Consider the following 17,021-nt stretch of genomic DNA (forward strand, 5'->3'; position numbering starts at 1 on the left):
GTTCAACGCGAAGCCGCTTGAGGCGGCTTCGATTCAATTCAACGCGACGTCGTCCGCCGCGACCGATTCGATCGCGACACCCGCGAGCGTCTCGAACGCATGCAGGCTCGGGTGCGACGGCGTCGCGTCCGTAATCAGCGTCCACGGTTTTTCGATGGGCGCCCAGTGTTGCTGGCTGTCGCGGTTGAGCTTGTCGGCCGTCACCAGCACGAATACGCTCGCGGCCTGCCGGATCACGCACTCCTTCAGGTAGGCCTGCTCGGGCGTCGCCTCGCACAATCCGCGCCCCGGTACGACACCGTCGGCACCGAGAAACGCCTTGTCGACCGTAATCCGCGTCAGCGCAAGTTGGGCCAGCGCACCGAGCGTGCTCATGCTCGACTCGCGCACCTCTCCACCGATCAGCGTCAGCGGCACATGGCTGCCGGCCAAGCTCTGCACTGCAAGCAGGTTGTTCGTGATCACGTGAATATCGCGCCGGCCGGCAAGCGCAAGTGCTCGCGCCAGCGCCGCCGTCGTCGTGCCGCCGTCGAGGAACACCGTGTCGCCGTCGGCCACATGCCGCGCCGCCGCGATGCCGATGGCGTCCTTCTCCGCCTGAAAGCTATGGCGCCGTTCTTCGAGCGACTCTTCCGGCGCATGCGCGCTGACCGAGGCCGCGCCGCCGTACGTGCGCAGGATCAGTCCTTCATCGGCGAGCGCGCGCAAATCGCGGCGGACGGTAGCTTCCGACATCCCGAAGTGGTCGCACAACGCGGCCACCTCGGTCATGCCGGACAGGACGGCCTGGAGCATCGCTTCGCGGCGGCGGGCAACTTTCATGATCGAATCGGCGGAGGGTAGGGAGCACCGCGCATCGGCGCGGCGGGCTGCGGCGCCGATGCGCCGGCGCCGACGTAGTGTATCCATTTTCTCCACACTATCCCGCGCGCGCCGCATCCGAGCCACCCGCCACCCGCCGCCCGTTGCTATGCGGCGGCGACGCGTTCGCCTGCCGCCACCCAATCCTCCGTAACGCTCACGTACTTGATCCGTTGCCGGAAATAGGTGAACGCGACATGCAGGCGGCCGTCGGCCGACTGCACGATCGTCGGATACGAGAACTCGCGGTTCAGCTTGTCCGTCGAATTGTTCGTCATGCAATAGCCGTCGCCGGTTTCGAGGTTTCGCATCAGCGGCCAGGTGCGGCCGCCGTCCTTCGAGATGGCGACGGTCATCGGCGCTCGGGGCGCACCCCAAAATGCCGTCCCGTGCGCCGAGGCAGCCTGTGTCGCCAGCTCGCCGCTGTCTTCGGAGTCCTCGATGTCGTCGTACAGCGATGCACGGCGGCCGGTGCTCTGCGCGGCGCTGCTCGGATTGAATACGAGCGCCAGATGCCCGTTCGAAAGCGTGACGCATTGAATCGACGAGTTGTTGTTCGGCAGATCGAGCGGCTTCGGCACGTCCCATTCGATGCCGTCGCGCGACCGGCTCAAGTAGACATGATCGGCCCAGCGGCTACGGAATAGGGCGACGAGCGAACCGTCGGCAAGCGGCTGGATGCTCATGTGCACGCAGCCGACGCTGCCCGGCACCTCATGCCGGTGCCACGTCGCGCCGTTGTCAAGCGAGCGCATCACGACGCTGATATCGTCGTTGCCGGACCAGCGCTCGCCCGGCGCGACACGGCACAGAAACACGGGACACAGCCACGCGCCGTCCGGCGCAACGACGATCGGCTGCCGCACGAACGTGCCCGGCGTATCGAACAGCGTTTCGATCGGCCCCCACGTGCGGCCGTTATCCGACGAGATGCGGCGGCGCACGATCGACGTGTTCTGATGGCCGGACAACTGCGCGGTGTAGATCAGCCAAAGCTTGCCCTCAGGCGCTTCGAACAGGATCGGATTTTGCTCGGAGCGAGTCGGATCGTCCGACAGCCGCACCGGGGCGGTCCATGCGCTCGAGCCTGCGTCGAGGCGCGAGAGGTAGACGGAGATGTCGGGCACGCCTTCCTGCGTGCCGCCGAACCAGACGCACAGAAGGTCGCCGTTTGTCAGCGAGATGAGATTGGCCGCGTGATTCTGCACGGTGGCGGCGGGCAGGTAGGCGTCGATGCGAATATCGTCGCCTGCCGCAGGATGCAGGCGCCCGGGCATCGTCGTCGCCTCGTCGGGCAACACGGAAGAACTTGTCATGATCGAACCTCGTTTGCTTTCCACCAACCGCCGGTGCCATTGCCCACGCATGCGGACATGCGGGCGGGCAGGCCCCGGCGGGTCATTCGATTGGGATTACGCGTCGGACTGAGTCGCGTGGCGCACGCTGCTGCCACCCCCTTGAGAGCCGAACAGGCGCTCGAGACACATCACGATCGCCGGCACGACGAGCGCGACATACATGTTGTCGATGCCGAGGGGGTTGTGCAGCAGGTACCAGACCGTGGTCGCGATCGTCGCGACCACGAGCGCCCAAATCGCACCGCGGCTGCTGTTGAACAGCGGCAGATAAATGCCCATCAGCGCGACGACGGTGACCGTCAGACGCAATGCGCGGGTGAAGAACGACAGCGCGAGGATCTGCGGCACGAACAGCACGAAGATCAGCGGCACGAATCCGACGGCGAGCGAGATGAGCCGCGTCGCGCGCAATTCGCGTTCAGGCGTGGGCCGGTAGCGCGGCACGTAGAAGTCCTTGACGACCAGCGACGCGATGGCGAGCGCAACCGTGCTGACGCTCACGAAGATCGATGCAACCAGCGACACGGTCACGAGACCCGACAGCAGCGGGTGCATATGCTGCAGGAACACGGGCAGCGCATACAGGCCGTTCATGTTCGGAAACAGGAACTTCGCGGCAACCCCGAGCAGGCCGAGCGCGATCCCGATCGGCACGCAAAGCGCGGCGGCGATCAGCGTCGCATTGCGGGCATCGTTGGCGGATTTCGCGCCGCAAATTGCCTGGATGATGAACTGTGTCGAGAAGATCGCGCCGGCAGTGCCGATGATCCACGCGCCGATCGTTCCGCCGCCGAGCGAGCCGTTCCAGGTGAAGTAGTGCGCGGGCATCGCCTTGACCATCGGCGCGATGCCGCCCGTCATCGACAGCGCAACCCAGACGAGCACCGCAATACCGACGAGCTTGACCGCGCTATGGAAGATCGTCACGTACGCAACGCTTTTCAGGCCGCCGTATGCGAAGTAAATGGTGCTGACGATCGCGGTGATCAGCGCGGCGGTGGGCAGGTTGACCTTCAGCACGGTCGAGATCGCCGCTGCGCCGCTGACGTAGTTGCCCACGTTTACGATCAGCAGCGCGTAGATCATGACGGCCGACACGACGAGCTTCGCCGTGTTGCCGTACTTCTGGGCGATGAAACCCGAGATCGTGAATTCACCGGATTGATAGAGCCGCTTCGCCATGAACAGGCCGAACAGCAGGAAGCCGATCGAGGCGGCGAACACCGACCACGCGGCCGATACGCCGACCTTGAACGCTTCCTGCGACGTGCCGATCGTCGACTTGGCGCCGATGAATTCGGACATCAGCAGGATGGCGACCACGATCGCCGGCGTGGCGCGGCCGGCCACCATGAACTGCTCGGTCGTGCGACTGCGTAGCCGGATGCTGACCCACGCGGTGACGACGATATAGACCACGACGATCGCGACGATGATCGCGGTATCCCAGTCGTTGAACGTATTCATTCATGTCTCCGAATATTGGAAGAGTCGGACGCGCACGTCGTGCGCGTCTCGGCGGTACGGCCGCGCCTTGGGCCTTGAGCCCAGGCCTTAGGCCGCCTAGACCGTTTGAACCGCGCGCCGCGTCGCCAGGTCTCGTGCCTGTTTCAACGCTTCGAGCATGCTGCGTTCGTCGGCGATGCCTTTGCCCGCGATGTCGAACGCGGTGCCGTGATCGACCGAGGTCCGGATCACGGGCAGCCCGACTGTCACGTTCACGCCGGCCTCGAGGCCCATCACCTTGACGGGGCCGTGACCCTGGTCGTGATACATCGCGACGACGACGTCGAAATCGCCGCGCCCCGCGCGGAAAAACAGCGTGTCGGCCGGCAGCGGCCCTTCGACGTCGAGGCCGCGCTCGCGCAGCACCTTGACGGCCGGGATGATCTTTTCTTCTTCCTCGCCATAGCCGAACAGGCCGTTCTCGCCCGCATGCGGGTTGATCCCGCAGACGCCGATGCGCGGCTTTTCGATCCCTGCGCGAACGAGGGTTTCCTGCGCGCGCTCGATCGTCCGCTGCACGAGACCGGGCTCGATCTTGCGGATGGCATCGATGAGGCCGATGTGCGTCGTCACGTGGATCACGCGCAGCTTCGGCGCGACGAGCATCATCGACACCTCGGGGATGCCGGTCAGATGCGCGAGCATTTCGGTGTGGCCGGGGAAGATGTGGCCGCCGGCGTGCAGCGCTTCCTTGTTCAGCGGCGCGGTGCAGATGGCGTCGAGTTCGCCCTTCGAGGTCAGCTCGACAGTGCGCGCAATGTATTGGTACGCGGCATCTCCGGCAATCGAGGAGAGCTTGCCGTAGGGCAGGTCGTCCGGGATCAGGGCGAGATCGATGCAGTCGACTTCGCCGCATCGGAACTGGGCTTCGGCAGGCGAGGCGATCGAACGAATCGTCAGCGATACGCCCGCGCGGCGGCCGGCATCGACGAGACGCTTCGCATCGCCGATCACGAGCGGACGGCATGTCTCGTACACGGATTCGTGCGCGAGACTCTTCATGATGATTTCCGGGCCCACGCCGGCGGCATCGCCCATCGTGATGCCGATTACGGGACGATATGTCATGGTTGTTTCTCCGAGGGGTTCTTGCGGTACGGACGTATCCGCTGCGCGCGTCGCGGCAAGCGCTCGCCATGCGCGGCTGAGTGAGTCGGGCCGGCCGAATCCGCCGGCCTTCGTGACGACGGGCAGCAGGCGGCCCGCGTCGAGGGCGGCCATGCGCGGCACGCCGGTTTCGATTTCGTCGATGACGCGCAGCGACGTGACGCCGAGCGCGGACAGCAAGGCGCGCGCGGTTTCGCCGCCCGTGGCCACGAGGCCCGCTGCGTTGCGCGCGGCGGGCGCGAGATGGTCGGCCAGGCGCCGTGCGAGCAGCGCGCCGTCCGCGAGCGGCGCGCGTTGCGCCTGGCTCAGCGCGACGATCACGTGGCGGCCGCGCAGCAGTGCGTTCGATACGCGGGCCGTCAATGTCAGCGCGGCCGCGCTGACCGGGTCGAGCAGCGTCGCGGCGTCGATGTCCACGCGCTCGAGCGTTTCGCCGGCATCGCGCTGCAACGCGTCGATTTGGCCGTGGGAGACACTCGACATGCTGCCGACGACGACGAGCACGCCACGCGGATGCGCGGAAGTGCTGCCTTCGATTTCGCGTAACGTCGCAGTAGGGGCTTGTGCGATTGCCGTGCTGCTCGCATCCGCGTGTCCGCCCGTCGAAATGGATTTGGCCGACTCGACAAGGCGATTCCCGCCTCGGTCGTCGTCGTCGAAGCCCGCGAGCGTCGCGACGAGCGGCGCCGCGAGTCCGGCCGATCCGACCCAGTACACGTGTTCGAGCCGTGCCGATGCATCGGCGACGGCTCGCAGATCCTCATCGCTTTCGCTGTCGCAAACGACGGCATCGATGCCGTCGGTGAACCAGGCTTGCAACCGTGCGTTCAGTGCGTCCGCGCCGCCGCGCACCAATGTCAGATCCGCATGGGCGACGCGCAGGCTCGCCGAGGCCAGCATCGCGATCAAATCCGCCTTCCCGTCGAGGGCCTCGTTGCGCCACACTTCGGACGCTTCGACCGGCACGCCGAATACGAACTGCCGGCCGCCCACCGTCGTGCGGCCGGCGGCGGGGAACGCGGGCGCGACGATTGCCATGCCGGCACCGACCAGCGCGGCGATTTCGGCGGTGACATTGCCGCGCAGCGTCGAATCGATTTTTTTGTACAGCTTGCGCCCGGCGCCATGTGCGTGCCAGACCGCGACCGTCGCTCGTGCGGCGTCGGCCGCCGCGGCGCGGCGCGTATCGGTGTCGATGGCGAGCACTGCGGCGTCGGTGGATCCGCCGGCTGCCTGCACGCCAAGTCCGACGACACTCGCCAGGCCGATGGCGGCGCAGGTCACCGCGCAGTCGGCGGTGCCCGACAAGTCATCGCCGATCATCAGCAGCGATACGGGGGCGTTCGAGCGGGAAGTCATGGCAGCAGGCGCGCGTAGATCGATTTGATGTCGTCGTGCGTCAGCGTCTTCGGATTGTTGCCGAGCAGGCGCTTGACCTTCAGCGCGGCAACCGAGAGCGCGTCGAGATCCTGCTCGCCGACGCCGAATTGACGCAAATCCTGCGGGATGGCCAGCGCGGAGGTCCATTGGCGCAGGCGTTCGAGGAACGCTTCGGCGGCTGCCTGATCGGTGTCGTCATGCCGGGCGATGCCGAGCGCGTGAGCGACGTTCGCGAGGCGGCCGACGATCGCGTCGAGATTGAACGCCATGACGTGCGGCAGCAGCATCGAGTTGGCGACGCCATGCGTGATGTTGAACATCCCGCCGAGCGGATAGGCGAGCGCATGGACGGCAGCGGTGCCGGCCGCGGTCAGCGCGAGGCCGCCGTACATCGACCCGAGCAGCATCGCCTCGCGCGCCGCGAGCGAATGGCCGTTCTCGTAGGCTTGCACGAGATTCGCGCCGATGAGCCGCATCGATTCCATCGCGAACATGTCGCTGATCGGGTTCGCCTTCGTCGAAATGTACGATTCGAGCGCATGGATGAACGCGTCCATCCCGGTTGCCGCCGTGATCGGCTTCGGCAGATCGAGTGTCAGCGTCGCGTCGAGGATGACCAGTTGCGGCAGCAGATGGCGGCTCACGATGCCGACTTTGAGTGCTTCGTCCGGCAGGGTGACGATCGCGTTCGGCGTGACTTCGGAGCCGGTGCCCGACGTTGTCGGCACGAGGATCAGCGGCACGCCCGGCGCGGCGATCAGATCGATGCCGAGCCACTCGCGCAGCGGTTGGCTGTTCGTCAGCCGCACGGCGAATAGTTTCGCCGCGTCGAGCACGCTGCCGCCGCCGATCGACAGCACGGCGTCGGGGGCGAACGGTTCGATCTGCTCGTGAAACACGGTTTCGACGTTTTCGATCGTCGGCTCGGGTTGCACGTCGCGGACGATCAGCGTTTCGACGTCACGGCTGCGCAGTGCATCGACAACGCGCGCGATGACGCCGTTCGCTTCCATCACCGGCTGCGTGATCAGCGCGATGCGGCGCACCGGGCGGTCGAGCAAGGCAAGGCGCTCGGGCAGTTGATCGAGGCTGTTGGGCCCGTGCACGACGTGCTTGATGGTTTGGAAATGGTAAACGGTGCTCATGATTGCGGTCAGTCGATAGGGGACGAGGGGTGGCCGGGAGGGAGACTCGAGCGTGCGATTCGCCGCGTCGCTTGCGATGGATACGGTCGCTGCGGTTGCTGCGGTCGCTGCGGTCGCCGTGGTCGCTCAAGCTACGCGCGGGTAGTTCGCGAGCGCCTTCGCCAACCGCTCGCGAGCGGCTGCGTCGAGCGGCTGCGCCGGCGAACGAGCGGGGCCGGCCGGCATGCCGAGCATCTCGGCCGCCGTCTTCAGCACGACCGGCAGCGTGCCCATCGCGAAGGCGTCGCGCAGCGGCCGCAACGCTTCCTGCGCCGCGCGCGCGCCGGCGACGTCGCCAGCCTGGAAGCGCTGCCAGATCGACATCACGACGGACGGCACGGCATTGGTGGTCGCGGCCACCGCGCCGTCGCCGCCGGCGATCAACGTCCACAGAATCATCGAATCGGTGCCGGTGAAGACCGCGAAGTCGTCGCGACGCAGGTTGATGAGTTGCAGCAGACGATCGAAATCTCCGCCGCTGTCTTTGATGCCGCGGATGTTCGGAATCTCCGCCAAGCGGCGGACCGTGTCGATGTTCAGCGTCACGCCGGCTTTCGCGGGGATCGTATAGAGCATCACCGGCAGCGGCGTGGACGCCGCGATCCGTTCGTAGTGCGTGAACAGTTCCTGCTGCGTCGCACCGTTGAAATACGGCGTGATGACCGACACCGCATCGACGCCGGCGTCGTGCATCTTCGCGTTCAGCGCGATCACGTCGCGCGTGGCATACGCGCCGGTGCCGGCGATGACCGGCACGCGCCCGCGCGCTTGATCAACGGCGATCCGCGCGACGCGCAGTTTCTCGTCCTCGGTCATGCCGATGAACTCGCCGTTCGTCCCGAGTACGAACACGCCATGCACCCCCGCGTCGATCAGCCGGTCGACGAGCATGCGCAATCCGTTCTCGTCGATCTCCTCGTCGCGCGTCATCGGCGTGATCAGCGCCGGCACGATGCCTTTGAAAGTGATGGTCATGCTCGATACTCCGTGTTTGCCCGAGCGCCTCATCGCGACCGGGCGAATTCATCCTGCGCATCCGGCGCAACGAGCGCGCCGAGATGCGTCAAAACATCAGAACTTATGCCGCAGGCCGAGCGCGGCGACGATCTGATGCGAATTGCTCGACGCGGCGATCGGCCACAATTCGGCCACCGCCGTTTTGCCCGTCGAGTCGATACCGCTCGCCCGCTGGTAGGCGGCCGTCAAGTAGACGTCGGTGCGCTTCGACAGAAAGTAGTCGGCGCCCGCGTTGACTTGGTTGTAGTGTGCGTCGCTCGCGCCGTGACTGCGCGTGTATTCGTAGGCGAGACCCGCGAGGAGTGCCGGCGAGAGCTGGTAGCTGAAGCTCGCCTCGACGTTGTCGAACACGGGGCTCGCGCCGGCGAAGCGTGCGATCGGCGCGGCGGCGGCTGCCGATCCGAGGTCGTCGAACCGCGAATTCGAGTACACGAGGCCCACTTTCGCGGCGCCGAACGTGTAGTTGCCGCCGACCGTCACGACGCGCTGCGTCCGCGCCGAGGTGTATCCGGAAAAGATCGGCGTGTTGTTCGGCGAGATGGGCGCGGCGCCCGCTGTGCCGTCCCACAGCGCGGTGTTCGGGCGCGACGTGTCGATGTAGGAGGCGCCGAGCGCGAGCGGGCCGCGGTTATAGCCTGCGGCAAAGCTCCAGATGCGATTGTTGTTGAAATCGCCGGCCGTGCCGCCGAGGCTGAACAGTGCCGCGAAGCGCAAGCCGCTGTAATCCTGGCTCATGTACTTGATGCTGTTGCTGATCCGCGAATTCACGTACAGGTTGTCGGTGTCGCCAGGATGCGCGCCGATCCCGCCCGCCCATTGATTCGCGATGACGAGCGGGCCGACGAAATCGGCGGACGGCTCGTTCTGGCGGCCGAGCGTGACCGTGCCGAACGGCGACGCGAGACCGATCCAGGCGGCGCGGCCGAATTCGCGGCCGTTCTGGCCGAGCGTGCCCGTCGTGCCGCTGAAGCCGTTTTCGAGCTGGAAGATGGCCTTCAGCCCGCCGCCGAGATCCTCGGATCCCTTCATGCCCCAGCGGCTGCCGGACAGGGTACCGCTCGACATCTGATAGTTGCTGCCGCCTTTCTGGTTGTTCGTGTACACCAGCGACGTGTCGATCAGGCCGTACAGCGTCACGCTGCTTTGCGCGTGCGCCGCGGTGGCCGCTCCGATCAGGCTTAGCAGCACTAACGATGCCTTCTTCATCCGAGTCTCCATTGTTCTGTGTGAGGATTGAGCGATTCGATCATTGTTTCAGTGATTTCCCGACCATCTCGCGCTGCGTTCTGATCGGTGTAGTCATTATATGGGCTTGAATGATCGATTGGCTCAGTGTTTACCCTTTTGTTTGATTGAATCGATCAGAAATGATAGATCCTCTTGATCGGAGCGATCGAAGTGCGCAAGACACTGAGTCCGTTCTTGGAGAAAGGGCGGGGCGAGGAAGCGAGCGGGAATCGATGCGCGGGTATGACAAAGGCAAAGACAAAGCCCCGCGGGCCTTGAAGCTCGCGGGACTTTGCGCAGTCAGCCCGTCACCGGCCGGTGAGTTCGGGCAATGGTGTACTACCTAAAGCTTGTTTACAGCTTGTCGCGACGATTGGCCCCGTGACCGCGCGGCAGCCTGAATCGCGTTGCCCAAGGCGGCGTTGTCGTATCCGCGCCCGCCGATTCCCCACGCACCGTCCTCGGCGTACACGACGTTCACCCAGATCCGTTCCTGTACGAGTTTGCCGCTCGACTCGCGCGCGACGATCTCGGTAGCCTGCTCGATGAAGCGCCGCTTGGCTTCAGACGATGCGAGCGCCACGGCCGGCAGCTTCAGTTCGACGAACGCCGCGGCCGCCGCGGCACCGCCTGAGAAGATCCGGTTTCGGGGTAGAACGTTCAGCGTGCCCACGACGTTCGGCACCATGAACGCATTGTCTTGCAGCCCCTCGATTTCAAGCAGGGCGTTGGTCAGTTCGGAAAATACCTTCGCTTCGGCGTCGGAATTGAAGACGCCTTCGGGTACGGTCAATGTGATGGGCATGGCAATACCTCCAGATGGGTTGACTGGGACGTGTTATAAATAGCGATCGCTCTCTATAGAATACATACCAACCGCTCTCTATGCAATAGAGAGCAGATGCTCTATAAAATTTTTATGCGTTACTCGATCGAACACAAGCATGAGACCCGCGAGCGGATCCTCGACGCGGCCGCCCGCCTATTCCGGCGTGAAGGGTATGGCGGCTCCGGTATCGGGCCGCTGACGAAGGAAGCCGGCGTGACCAACGGCGCGTTCTACGGCCATTTCAAGTCGAAGGGCGAGGCGTTTCGTGCCGTCGTGCTGGCGGGCATGGAGCAAGTGAAGCAGGCGATCGCGATGCTGAAGGGCGAGCAGGGCGCGACGTGGCGCCGGTCGTTCATCGCGTTCTATCTCGGTCAGCGGCGCACTTGCGATCTCGGTGAAAGCTGCGCGCTCGCGAGCCTATCGCCGGAGGTGATGCGCGCCGACGACGAGACGCGCGAAGCCTATGAGCAGGTGCTGTCGTCGATCTTCGAGGAGGTCTCCTCGGGCTTGCGCGATTTGCCGGGCGACGACCACGACGATCGGGCGATCGCGCTGATGTCGCTGCTGGCCGGCGGTGTTACGCTGGCGCGCGCGGTGCGCGATCCCGCCATGTCGGAACGGATCGCGAGTGCGGTCGCACGCTATGCGACCGCGCTGACGGAGCCGGAGAAAGGGGATTGATGGGTGATTGACGATTGACGGGGGATTGACATGACCATGACCATGCTTGTGGCGCGCCTCGTCCGGCGCTCGAGCGCGGCACTCGCCGCGGGCGCTTTATGCGTGTTCTGCACATCGGTGGCGATGACACCCGCGCAGGCCGCCGGCGCGAAGCGCGAAGGCACCTATGTCGGCGATTTCAAGGGCTGGGAGGTCGTCTGCGACAACATCGAGCGTTGCACGGCAGAGGGCACCGATGACAGTGGAAACGGCGATGCGCTGGTCGTCTGGCTGCGGCGCGATGCGGGCGCCGACGGCGCGGCGAGGTTGCAAATCGCAAACGATAAGCCGTTCGATGGAAGCCACATGCACCTGGACGGTCATCCGTTCGCCGTCGATCGATCGAAATGGACCGAGTGGAAAGACAAGGACGCGCAGACATACGCGTACCGTCTCGCGACCGAGGATCCCGGCGTCATTGCCGCATGGGTGGCGGCCGCGCGAGATGCGAGCACGCTGAGCTTCGGCGGCACTTCCTCGGCCTCCGTACCCAAGCTATCCCTTGCAGGCTTGAGCGCGGCGCTGCTCGCCGTCGACGACAAGCAGGGCCGAGTCGGGACCGTGACGGCTTGGCGGCGCGCGGGCAACGCACCCGCATCGACGGTGCCGGCAGCCAAGCCCATTTCCATCATCGGCCCGGCGAAGCCGGTGCCCGATCTCTCGCCGGCCGAGCAGCACCGGTTGATCGCGGCGACGTTCGCGCGTTTTCATACCGACGTCAAACGTTGCATCGACGATGAAGGCAATGCCGACGACGGCAAGGCCGGACCTCCCGATGGCAGCACGGCCTCCGCGCTGACTGCCGACGAGGCGCTCGTCTCGCTCGGATGCGGGGATAGCGAGGCCTACAACCCCACGAGTCTCTGGTATCGCGTGACGCGTCATGAGCCGTTTTCGGCGAAGCCGTTCGATTTCGGCGCGCAGGCCCGCAACGGTAATGGCGACGACAACGACGTACCGCCGAACGAACTGACGAGCGCCGGCTACGAATCGAGCAAAGCCGAACTGAGCGTTTTCGACAGAGCACGAGGGATGGGCGATTGCGGGGCGATGACGACGTGGATCTTCGACGGCGCGAAGTTCGTGATGGCGCGGGAACGCTTCCAAGGAGAATGCGTCGGTCTCTTCTCCGACGATTGGCCATGGCTCTATCGAACGAAGCCATGAGCCTCGGCTGTCAAGACGTTCTGCAGCAACAGTTACAAGTTTGAAATACGACTATCGGACACGCCGCGCTATAGTTCCACCCAACCACGCTACGTATTCGAAGGTGAAACCATGAAATCACTCACAAGCATCGTTTCGTTGGCCGTCGGCGTACTCGCCGTCGGCGTCTCTACCTCGGCAATGGCACGGGTGGATATCGGCGTCAACATCGGCATTCCCGCTCCGGTGTACGTCGCGCCCGCGCCCGTTTATGCGCCGCCGCCTCCGCCCGTCGTGTATCAACCGGCTCCCGTCTATGCGGCGCCCGTGGTCGTGATCGGCTGGCATGGCGACCGCTACTGGGATGGCCGCCGCTGGTGGGGGCGCGATGAATGGCGCCATCATGGCGGCTGGGATCGCGATCATGGCCGCGGGTACGACCACGATCACGGCCATGGCTGGGGTCACTGACCGACAACGGGCCGATCGTAGGCAATCCTAAGCAGCAGGCAATCAGGGAAGACGTTCGGCGCATGCCTCGCGGCACGCGCCGGCACAAAAGAGAAACCGCCTTCGGCGTCACGCCGCAGGCGGTTTTTATTTGCAGCGTGCTCAGCGGTTCGCGCGCCCACCGAAAGCCGAATACAAGGCGAGGCGCGAGCGCGGCGTCGAACGAGCCGCGCGTTACTCGGCCGCTTCGGGTGCCATCCCGCCGACGACCGTGCTGAAACCGCTGTCGACGTGCATGATCTCGGCAGTCACACCGCTCGAGAGATCCGACAGCAGGAACGCGGCGACGTTGCCCACTTGCTCGAGCGTCACGTTGCGCTTGAGCGGCGCGTTCGTCGCGACGAAGTCGAGGATCTTGCCGAAGCCCTTGATGCCGCTTGCCGCAAGGGTCTTGATCGGGCCGGCCGAGATCGCGTTCACGCGCATGCCCTTCGAGCCGACCGAGGTGGCCATGTAGCGCACGCAGGCCTCGAGCGAAGCTTTCGCGACACCCATCGTGTTGTAGTTCGGGATGACCTTCTCGGCGCCGAGGTACGAGAGCGTCAGCAGCGAGGCGTTCGCCGACAGCAGCGGCAGCGCGGCCTTGGCCATGGCGGCGAAGCTGTACGCGGAGATGTCGTGCGCGATGCGGAAGTTCTCGCGCGTCATGCCTTCGAGAAAATCCCCGGCAATGGCTTCGCGCGGCGCGAAGCCGATCGAATGCACGAGGCCGTCGAACGAGGGCCAATGCTGGCCGAGCGAGGCGAACAGCGCTTCGATCTGCGAATCTTCGGCGACGTCGCACGGAAACACGAGTTCGCTGCCGAATTCGGCGGCGAATTCGGTGATGCGGTCCTTGAAGCGATCGCCGACATACGTGAAAGCGAGTTCGGCGCCTTCGCGCTTGCAGGCCTGAGCGATGCCATACGCGATCGAGCGGTTCGAGAGCAGACCGGTCAGCAAAATGCGTTTTCCAGCGAGAAAGCCCATGAATTCTCCTAGTCCTAGTGTTGTCGGTGCCTAGTGCCGCGTGCGTGCAGGCACGGCGCGGCAGTGGCGGATACAGGTTTGGGTAGAATTCTCTCACATTGCCACTTCCGATCTTCCGATGAAGGCGACAACGACGATTGGCCGACGCTCCTATTCACCGCGCGGCGCCCGCAAGTTTTGCACTCGGCATCTGCTGCTCGCCTGCTGTTTCGCCTGGTTGTTCGGCGCGGCCGCGCCCGCCCACGCCGTCTATGCGATCGCGCAATTCGGAGAGCCCAAGTACCCGCAGGGGTTCAAGCACTTCGACTATGTGAACCCCGACGCGCCGAAAGGCGGCACGCTCGTGCTGGCCAATCCGAACCGGCTCACGAGTTTCGACAAGTTCAATCCGTTCACGCTGCGCGGCAATCCGGCACCCGGCATCGAGATGTTGTTCGAGAGCTTGACGACCGGCAGCAGCGACGAGGTGGCATCCGCCTACGGCCTGCTCGCCGACGACATCCGCGTTGCCCCCGATCGCCTTTCGGTCACGTTTCATATCAATCCGCTCGCGCGATTTTCGAACGGGGATCCCGTGACGGCCGAGGACGTCAAGTACTCGTTCGACACGTTGAAGAGCCCGCAGGCGGCGCCGCAGTTCTCCGTCTTCTACGGCGATATCACGAAGGCGGTCGTCGTCGATCCGGCCACGATCCGCTTCGAATTTCGCCAGCCGAACCGCGAGTTGCCGCTGATCGCGGGCGCGATTCCGATCTTCTCGCACAAGTGGGGGCTCAAGAAGGACGGTACGCACGTGCCGTTCGATCAACTCGCGTTTCAGCAGCCGATCGGCAGTGGCCCGTACGTCATCGATCATTACGACGGCGGCCATACGATTACGTATCGGCGCGATCCGTCGTATTGGGGCGCGTCGCTGCCCGTGCGCGTCGGCACGAACAACTTCGACCACATTACCTACAAGCTCTACGCCGACCCCACCGCGCGGCTCGAGGCTTTCAAAGCTGGGGAATACGATGCGCTCGTGGAGTACATCTCGCGCAATTGGGCCCGGCGTGACGTCGGCAAGCGCTTCGACAACGGTGAACTGGTCAAGCACGAGTTTCGCCAGCACAACGGCGCCGGCATGCAAGGTTTCGTGATGAACCTGCGGCGGCCTTTGTTCAAAGACGTGCGCGTGCGCAAGGCGCTCGATCTGGCATTCGACTTCGAGTGGCTGAACCGGCAGCTTTTTTACGGCGCGTACACGCGGCTCGACAGCTACTTCGCCGACAGCCCGCAGCAGGCGTCCGGCATGCCGACCGCCGGCGAACTCGCCATTCTCGATCCGCTGCGGGCTCAACTCGACCCTGCCGTGTTCGGGCCGATGACGGTGCAGCCCAATACCGATCCGCCGGGCTCGCTGCGCGCCAACTTGCTCAAGGCGCGCGCGTTGCTGGCCGACGCAGGCTGGCACTATCGCGACGGGGCGCTGCGCAACGCGCAAGGGGAGCCGTTCAAGTTCGAGATTCTCGACGATTCGGGCGCGGCGATGGAGCCGGTGGCGCTGGCCTACATCCGCAACTTGAGCAAGCTCGGCATCCAGGCGAGCTTCCGCACGGTCGATTTCGCGCTGATCCAAAAGCGCTACGACTCGTTCGAATTCGACATGACCTCGCTGCGCTATCCCGACGTGCAGGTGCCGGGGACGGAGGAGGTCTCGCGCTTCGGCAGCAAGTCGGCCGACGAGCACGGTTCGGACAATCTGATGGGCCTGAAGTCGCCTGCCGTCGACGCGATCTTGCAGAAGCTCGTGCATGCGCAAACGAAGGATCAGCTCGTCGACGCGGCGCGCGCGCTCGATCGCGTGCTCATGCAGGGCTACTACGTCGTGCCGCAGTGGTTCAATACGACGCACCGCATCGCTTTCAAGCGCACGCTGCGTTACCCCGCGACGCTGCCGCTGTACTATTCGGCGGAAGACTGGATCGTGTCGACGTGGTGGCTCGCGCCGCCCGCGTCCGGCGGGAATGCCGCCGTGTCACACTGAATGCGGATCGCGATCCGCGCGTTTGCTTAGCTCGCTTAGCTCATCCACGGGTGCTCGATTATGTGGGGCTACATTCTCAAACGATTGCTGCTGATGATTCCGACGCTGCTCGGCGTGCTGACCGTGACGTTTGCCGTCATCCAGTTCGTGCCGGGCGGTCCCGTCGAGCAAGCGGCCTACGAGTTGCGCAAGGGCACGACCCAAGAGGGGCAGGCGCCGCCGTTCGGCCTGCGCGCGCACTCGGGCGTCGACGCGCAGCAGCTCGCGCAATTGAAAGCGCTGTACGGCTTCGACAAGCCGCCGCTCACGCGCTACTGGCTCATGCTCCAGCGCTTCGCCCGCTTCGATCTGGGGCAGAGCTACTTTCACCATCAGAGCGTCTGGTCGCTCGTCGTCTCGAAGCTGCCCGTGTCGATCAGCATCGGCTTATGGACGTTCTTCCTGACCTATCTGATATCGGTGCCGCTCGGCATCGCCAAGGCGATTCGCAACGGCTCGCCGTTCGACGTCGCCACGAGCCTCGTCGTGCTCGTCGGCTACGCGATCCCAGGCTTCGTGCTCGGCGTGCTGCTGCTCGTGCTGTTCGGTGGCGGCTCGTTCCTGCAGATCTTCCCGCTGCGCGGGCTGGTGTCCGACAACTTCTCGCAGTTGAGCCTGCTCGGCAAGGTCGCCGATTACCTCTGGCACATCGCGCTGCCCGTGACCGCATCGGTCGTCGGCAGCTTCGCCGTCGTCACGATGCTGACCAAGAACGCCTTTCTCGACGAGATCAAGAAGCAATACGTGCTGACGGCGCGCGCCAAAGGGCTGAACGAAAAGCGCGTGCTCTGGAAGCACGTGTTCCGCAACGCGATGCTGCCGCTCGTGGTCGGTTTTCCGGCGGCGTTCATCGGCGCGTTCTTCACGGGCAGCCTGCTGATCGAGACGCTGTTCTCGCTCGACGGTCTCGGGCTGCTCTCGTATGAATCGGTCGTGCGCCGTGACTATCCCGTCGTGCTCGGCACGCTGTACCTGTTCACGCTGATCGGATTGGCCACGAAGCTGATCTCGGACCTTTGCTACGTCTGGGTCGATCCGCGCATTCAATTCGAACGACTGGAGCGCTAACGTTGAGTCAAGTTCGCCCCCGTACCGGCGCCGATGCCGTGGCGCGCAGTGGGTTGCCGAGCGTGCTCGCTTCG

Annotated in this window: 14 protein-coding genes; 5 read left to right on the forward strand and 9 right to left on the reverse strand. The window is 64.8% G+C overall.

What is annotated here, in order from left to right; translation table 11 throughout:
• Positions 1–33: 33 nt before the first annotated feature.
• The 8 genes from DWV00_RS07425 to DWV00_RS07460 form a co-directional block, all read right to left on the reverse strand.
• Entirely contained in the window at positions 34–822 is a 789-nt protein-coding gene (locus tag DWV00_RS07425) for a DeoR/GlpR family DNA-binding transcription regulator (protein ID WP_115532938.1), read from the reverse strand.
• Positions 823–968: 146 nt separating this feature from the next.
• Positions 969–2,138: a sialidase family protein gene (locus tag DWV00_RS07430; protein ID WP_245964779.1), complete on the reverse strand. Its 1,170-nt coding sequence runs from the start codon at positions 2,136–2,138 to the stop codon at positions 969–971.
• Positions 2,139–2,273: 135 nt separating this feature from the next.
• Positions 2,274–3,686, reverse strand: coding sequence for a sodium:solute symporter family protein (locus DWV00_RS07435; RefSeq protein ID WP_115532940.1), 1,413 nt, complete (start codon positions 3,684–3,686; stop codon positions 2,274–2,276).
• Between the two features lie 96 nt (positions 3,687–3,782).
• Positions 3,783–6,191, reverse strand: coding sequence for a 4-hydroxythreonine-4-phosphate dehydrogenase PdxA (gene pdxA / locus DWV00_RS07440; protein ID WP_115532941.1), 2,409 nt, complete (start codon positions 6,189–6,191; stop codon positions 3,783–3,785).
• Positions 6,188–7,357, reverse strand: a complete 1,170-nt coding sequence (locus DWV00_RS07445; protein ID WP_115532942.1) for an iron-containing alcohol dehydrogenase — start codon at positions 7,355–7,357, stop codon at positions 6,188–6,190. Before DWV00_RS07445 ends, pdxA begins: the two co-directional genes overlap by 4 nt.
• A gap of 126 nt (positions 7,358–7,483) precedes the next feature.
• Positions 7,484–8,371: a 4-hydroxy-tetrahydrodipicolinate synthase gene (gene dapA / locus DWV00_RS07450; RefSeq protein WP_115532943.1), complete on the reverse strand. Its 888-nt coding sequence runs from the start codon at positions 8,369–8,371 to the stop codon at positions 7,484–7,486.
• A gap of 96 nt (positions 8,372–8,467) precedes the next feature.
• Positions 8,468–9,619: a porin gene (locus DWV00_RS07455; protein WP_115533054.1), complete on the reverse strand. Its 1,152-nt coding sequence runs from the start codon at positions 9,617–9,619 to the stop codon at positions 8,468–8,470.
• Between the two features lie 364 nt (positions 9,620–9,983).
• Entirely contained in the window at positions 9,984–10,445 is a 462-nt protein-coding gene (locus tag DWV00_RS07460) for a Tautomerase enzyme (protein WP_115532944.1), read from the reverse strand.
• 96 nt (positions 10,446–10,541) lie between these two features.
• Here DWV00_RS07460 and DWV00_RS07465 point away from each other — a divergent pair, with 96 nt between their 5' ends.
• The 3 genes from DWV00_RS07465 to DWV00_RS07475 all read left to right on the forward strand — a co-directional run bounded on the left by DWV00_RS07465 (position 10,542) and on the right by DWV00_RS07475 (position 12,806).
• Positions 10,542–11,150: a TetR/AcrR family transcriptional regulator gene (locus DWV00_RS07465; RefSeq protein WP_245964767.1), complete on the forward strand. Its 609-nt coding sequence runs from the start codon at positions 10,542–10,544 to the stop codon at positions 11,148–11,150.
• 30 nt (positions 11,151–11,180) lie between these two features.
• The gene (locus DWV00_RS07470; RefSeq protein WP_115532945.1) at positions 11,181–12,356 is read left to right on the forward strand and encodes a DUF1176 domain-containing protein; all 1,176 of its coding nucleotides are present in this window, start codon (positions 11,181–11,183) and stop codon (positions 12,354–12,356) included.
• A 111-nt stretch (positions 12,357–12,467) separates the two neighbouring features.
• Entirely contained in the window at positions 12,468–12,806 is a 339-nt protein-coding gene (locus DWV00_RS07475) for a hypothetical protein (protein ID WP_115532946.1), read from the forward strand.
• A gap of 213 nt (positions 12,807–13,019) precedes the next feature.
• On the opposite strand, the gene fabI is transcribed toward DWV00_RS07475, so the two are convergent.
• On the reverse strand, positions 13,020–13,814 hold the full coding sequence (gene fabI, locus DWV00_RS07480; RefSeq protein WP_115532947.1) for an enoyl-ACP reductase FabI: 795 nt from the start codon (positions 13,812–13,814) through the stop codon (positions 13,020–13,022).
• A 118-nt stretch (positions 13,815–13,932) separates the two neighbouring features.
• Between fabI and DWV00_RS07485 the strand changes: the two genes are divergently transcribed.
• A complete protein-coding gene (locus tag DWV00_RS07485; protein WP_115532948.1) occupies positions 13,933–15,840 on the forward strand; it encodes an extracellular solute-binding protein in 1,908 nt (635 codons plus the stop codon).
• Positions 15,841–15,900: 60 nt separating this feature from the next.
• Positions 15,901–16,947 carry a microcin C ABC transporter permease YejB gene (locus DWV00_RS07490; RefSeq protein ID WP_115532949.1) on the forward strand — a complete coding sequence of 349 codons (1,047 nt, stop codon included), beginning with the start codon at positions 15,901–15,903 and terminating at the stop codon, positions 16,945–16,947.
• The last annotated feature ends 74 nt before the right edge of the window (positions 16,948–17,021 follow it).

Origin of the sequence: Trinickia dinghuensis (assembly GCF_003367175.1) — a bacterium.
GTDB lineage: Bacteria > Pseudomonadota > Gammaproteobacteria > Burkholderiales > Burkholderiaceae > Trinickia > Trinickia dinghuensis.

Coding starts and splice junctions, on each gene's coding strand:
- DWV00_RS07425 (WP_115532938.1), bottom strand. CDS start 822: ATGAAAGTTGCCCGCCGCCGCGAAGCGATGCTCCAGGCCGTCCTGTCC.
- DWV00_RS07430 (WP_245964779.1), bottom strand. CDS start 2,138: ATGCCCGGGCGCCTGCATCCTGCGGCAGGCGACGATATTCGCATCGAC.
- DWV00_RS07435 (WP_115532940.1), bottom strand. CDS start 3,686: ATGAATACGTTCAACGACTGGGATACCGCGATCATCGTCGCGATCGTC.
- pdxA (WP_115532941.1), bottom strand. CDS start 6,191: ATGACTTCCCGCTCGAACGCCCCCGTATCGCTGCTGATGATCGGCGAT.
- DWV00_RS07445 (WP_115532942.1), bottom strand. CDS start 7,357: ATGAGCACCGTTTACCATTTCCAAACCATCAAGCACGTCGTGCACGGG.
- dapA (WP_115532943.1), bottom strand. CDS start 8,371: ATGACCATCACTTTCAAAGGCATCGTGCCGGCGCTGATCACGCCGATG.
- DWV00_RS07455 (WP_115533054.1), bottom strand. CDS start 9,619: ATGAAGAAGGCATCGTTAGTGCTGCTAAGCCTGATCGGAGCGGCCACC.
- DWV00_RS07460 (WP_115532944.1), bottom strand. CDS start 10,445: ATGCCCATCACATTGACCGTACCCGAAGGCGTCTTCAATTCCGACGCC.
- DWV00_RS07465 (WP_245964767.1), top strand. CDS start 10,542: ATGCTCTATAAAATTTTTATGCGTTACTCGATCGAACACAAGCATGAG.
- DWV00_RS07470 (WP_115532945.1), top strand. CDS start 11,181: ATGACCATGACCATGCTTGTGGCGCGCCTCGTCCGGCGCTCGAGCGCG.
- DWV00_RS07475 (WP_115532946.1), top strand. CDS start 12,468: ATGAAATCACTCACAAGCATCGTTTCGTTGGCCGTCGGCGTACTCGCC.
- fabI (WP_115532947.1), bottom strand. CDS start 13,814: ATGGGCTTTCTCGCTGGAAAACGCATTTTGCTGACCGGTCTGCTCTCG.
- DWV00_RS07485 (WP_115532948.1), top strand. CDS start 13,933: ATGAAGGCGACAACGACGATTGGCCGACGCTCCTATTCACCGCGCGGC.
- DWV00_RS07490 (WP_115532949.1), top strand. CDS start 15,901: ATGTGGGGCTACATTCTCAAACGATTGCTGCTGATGATTCCGACGCTG.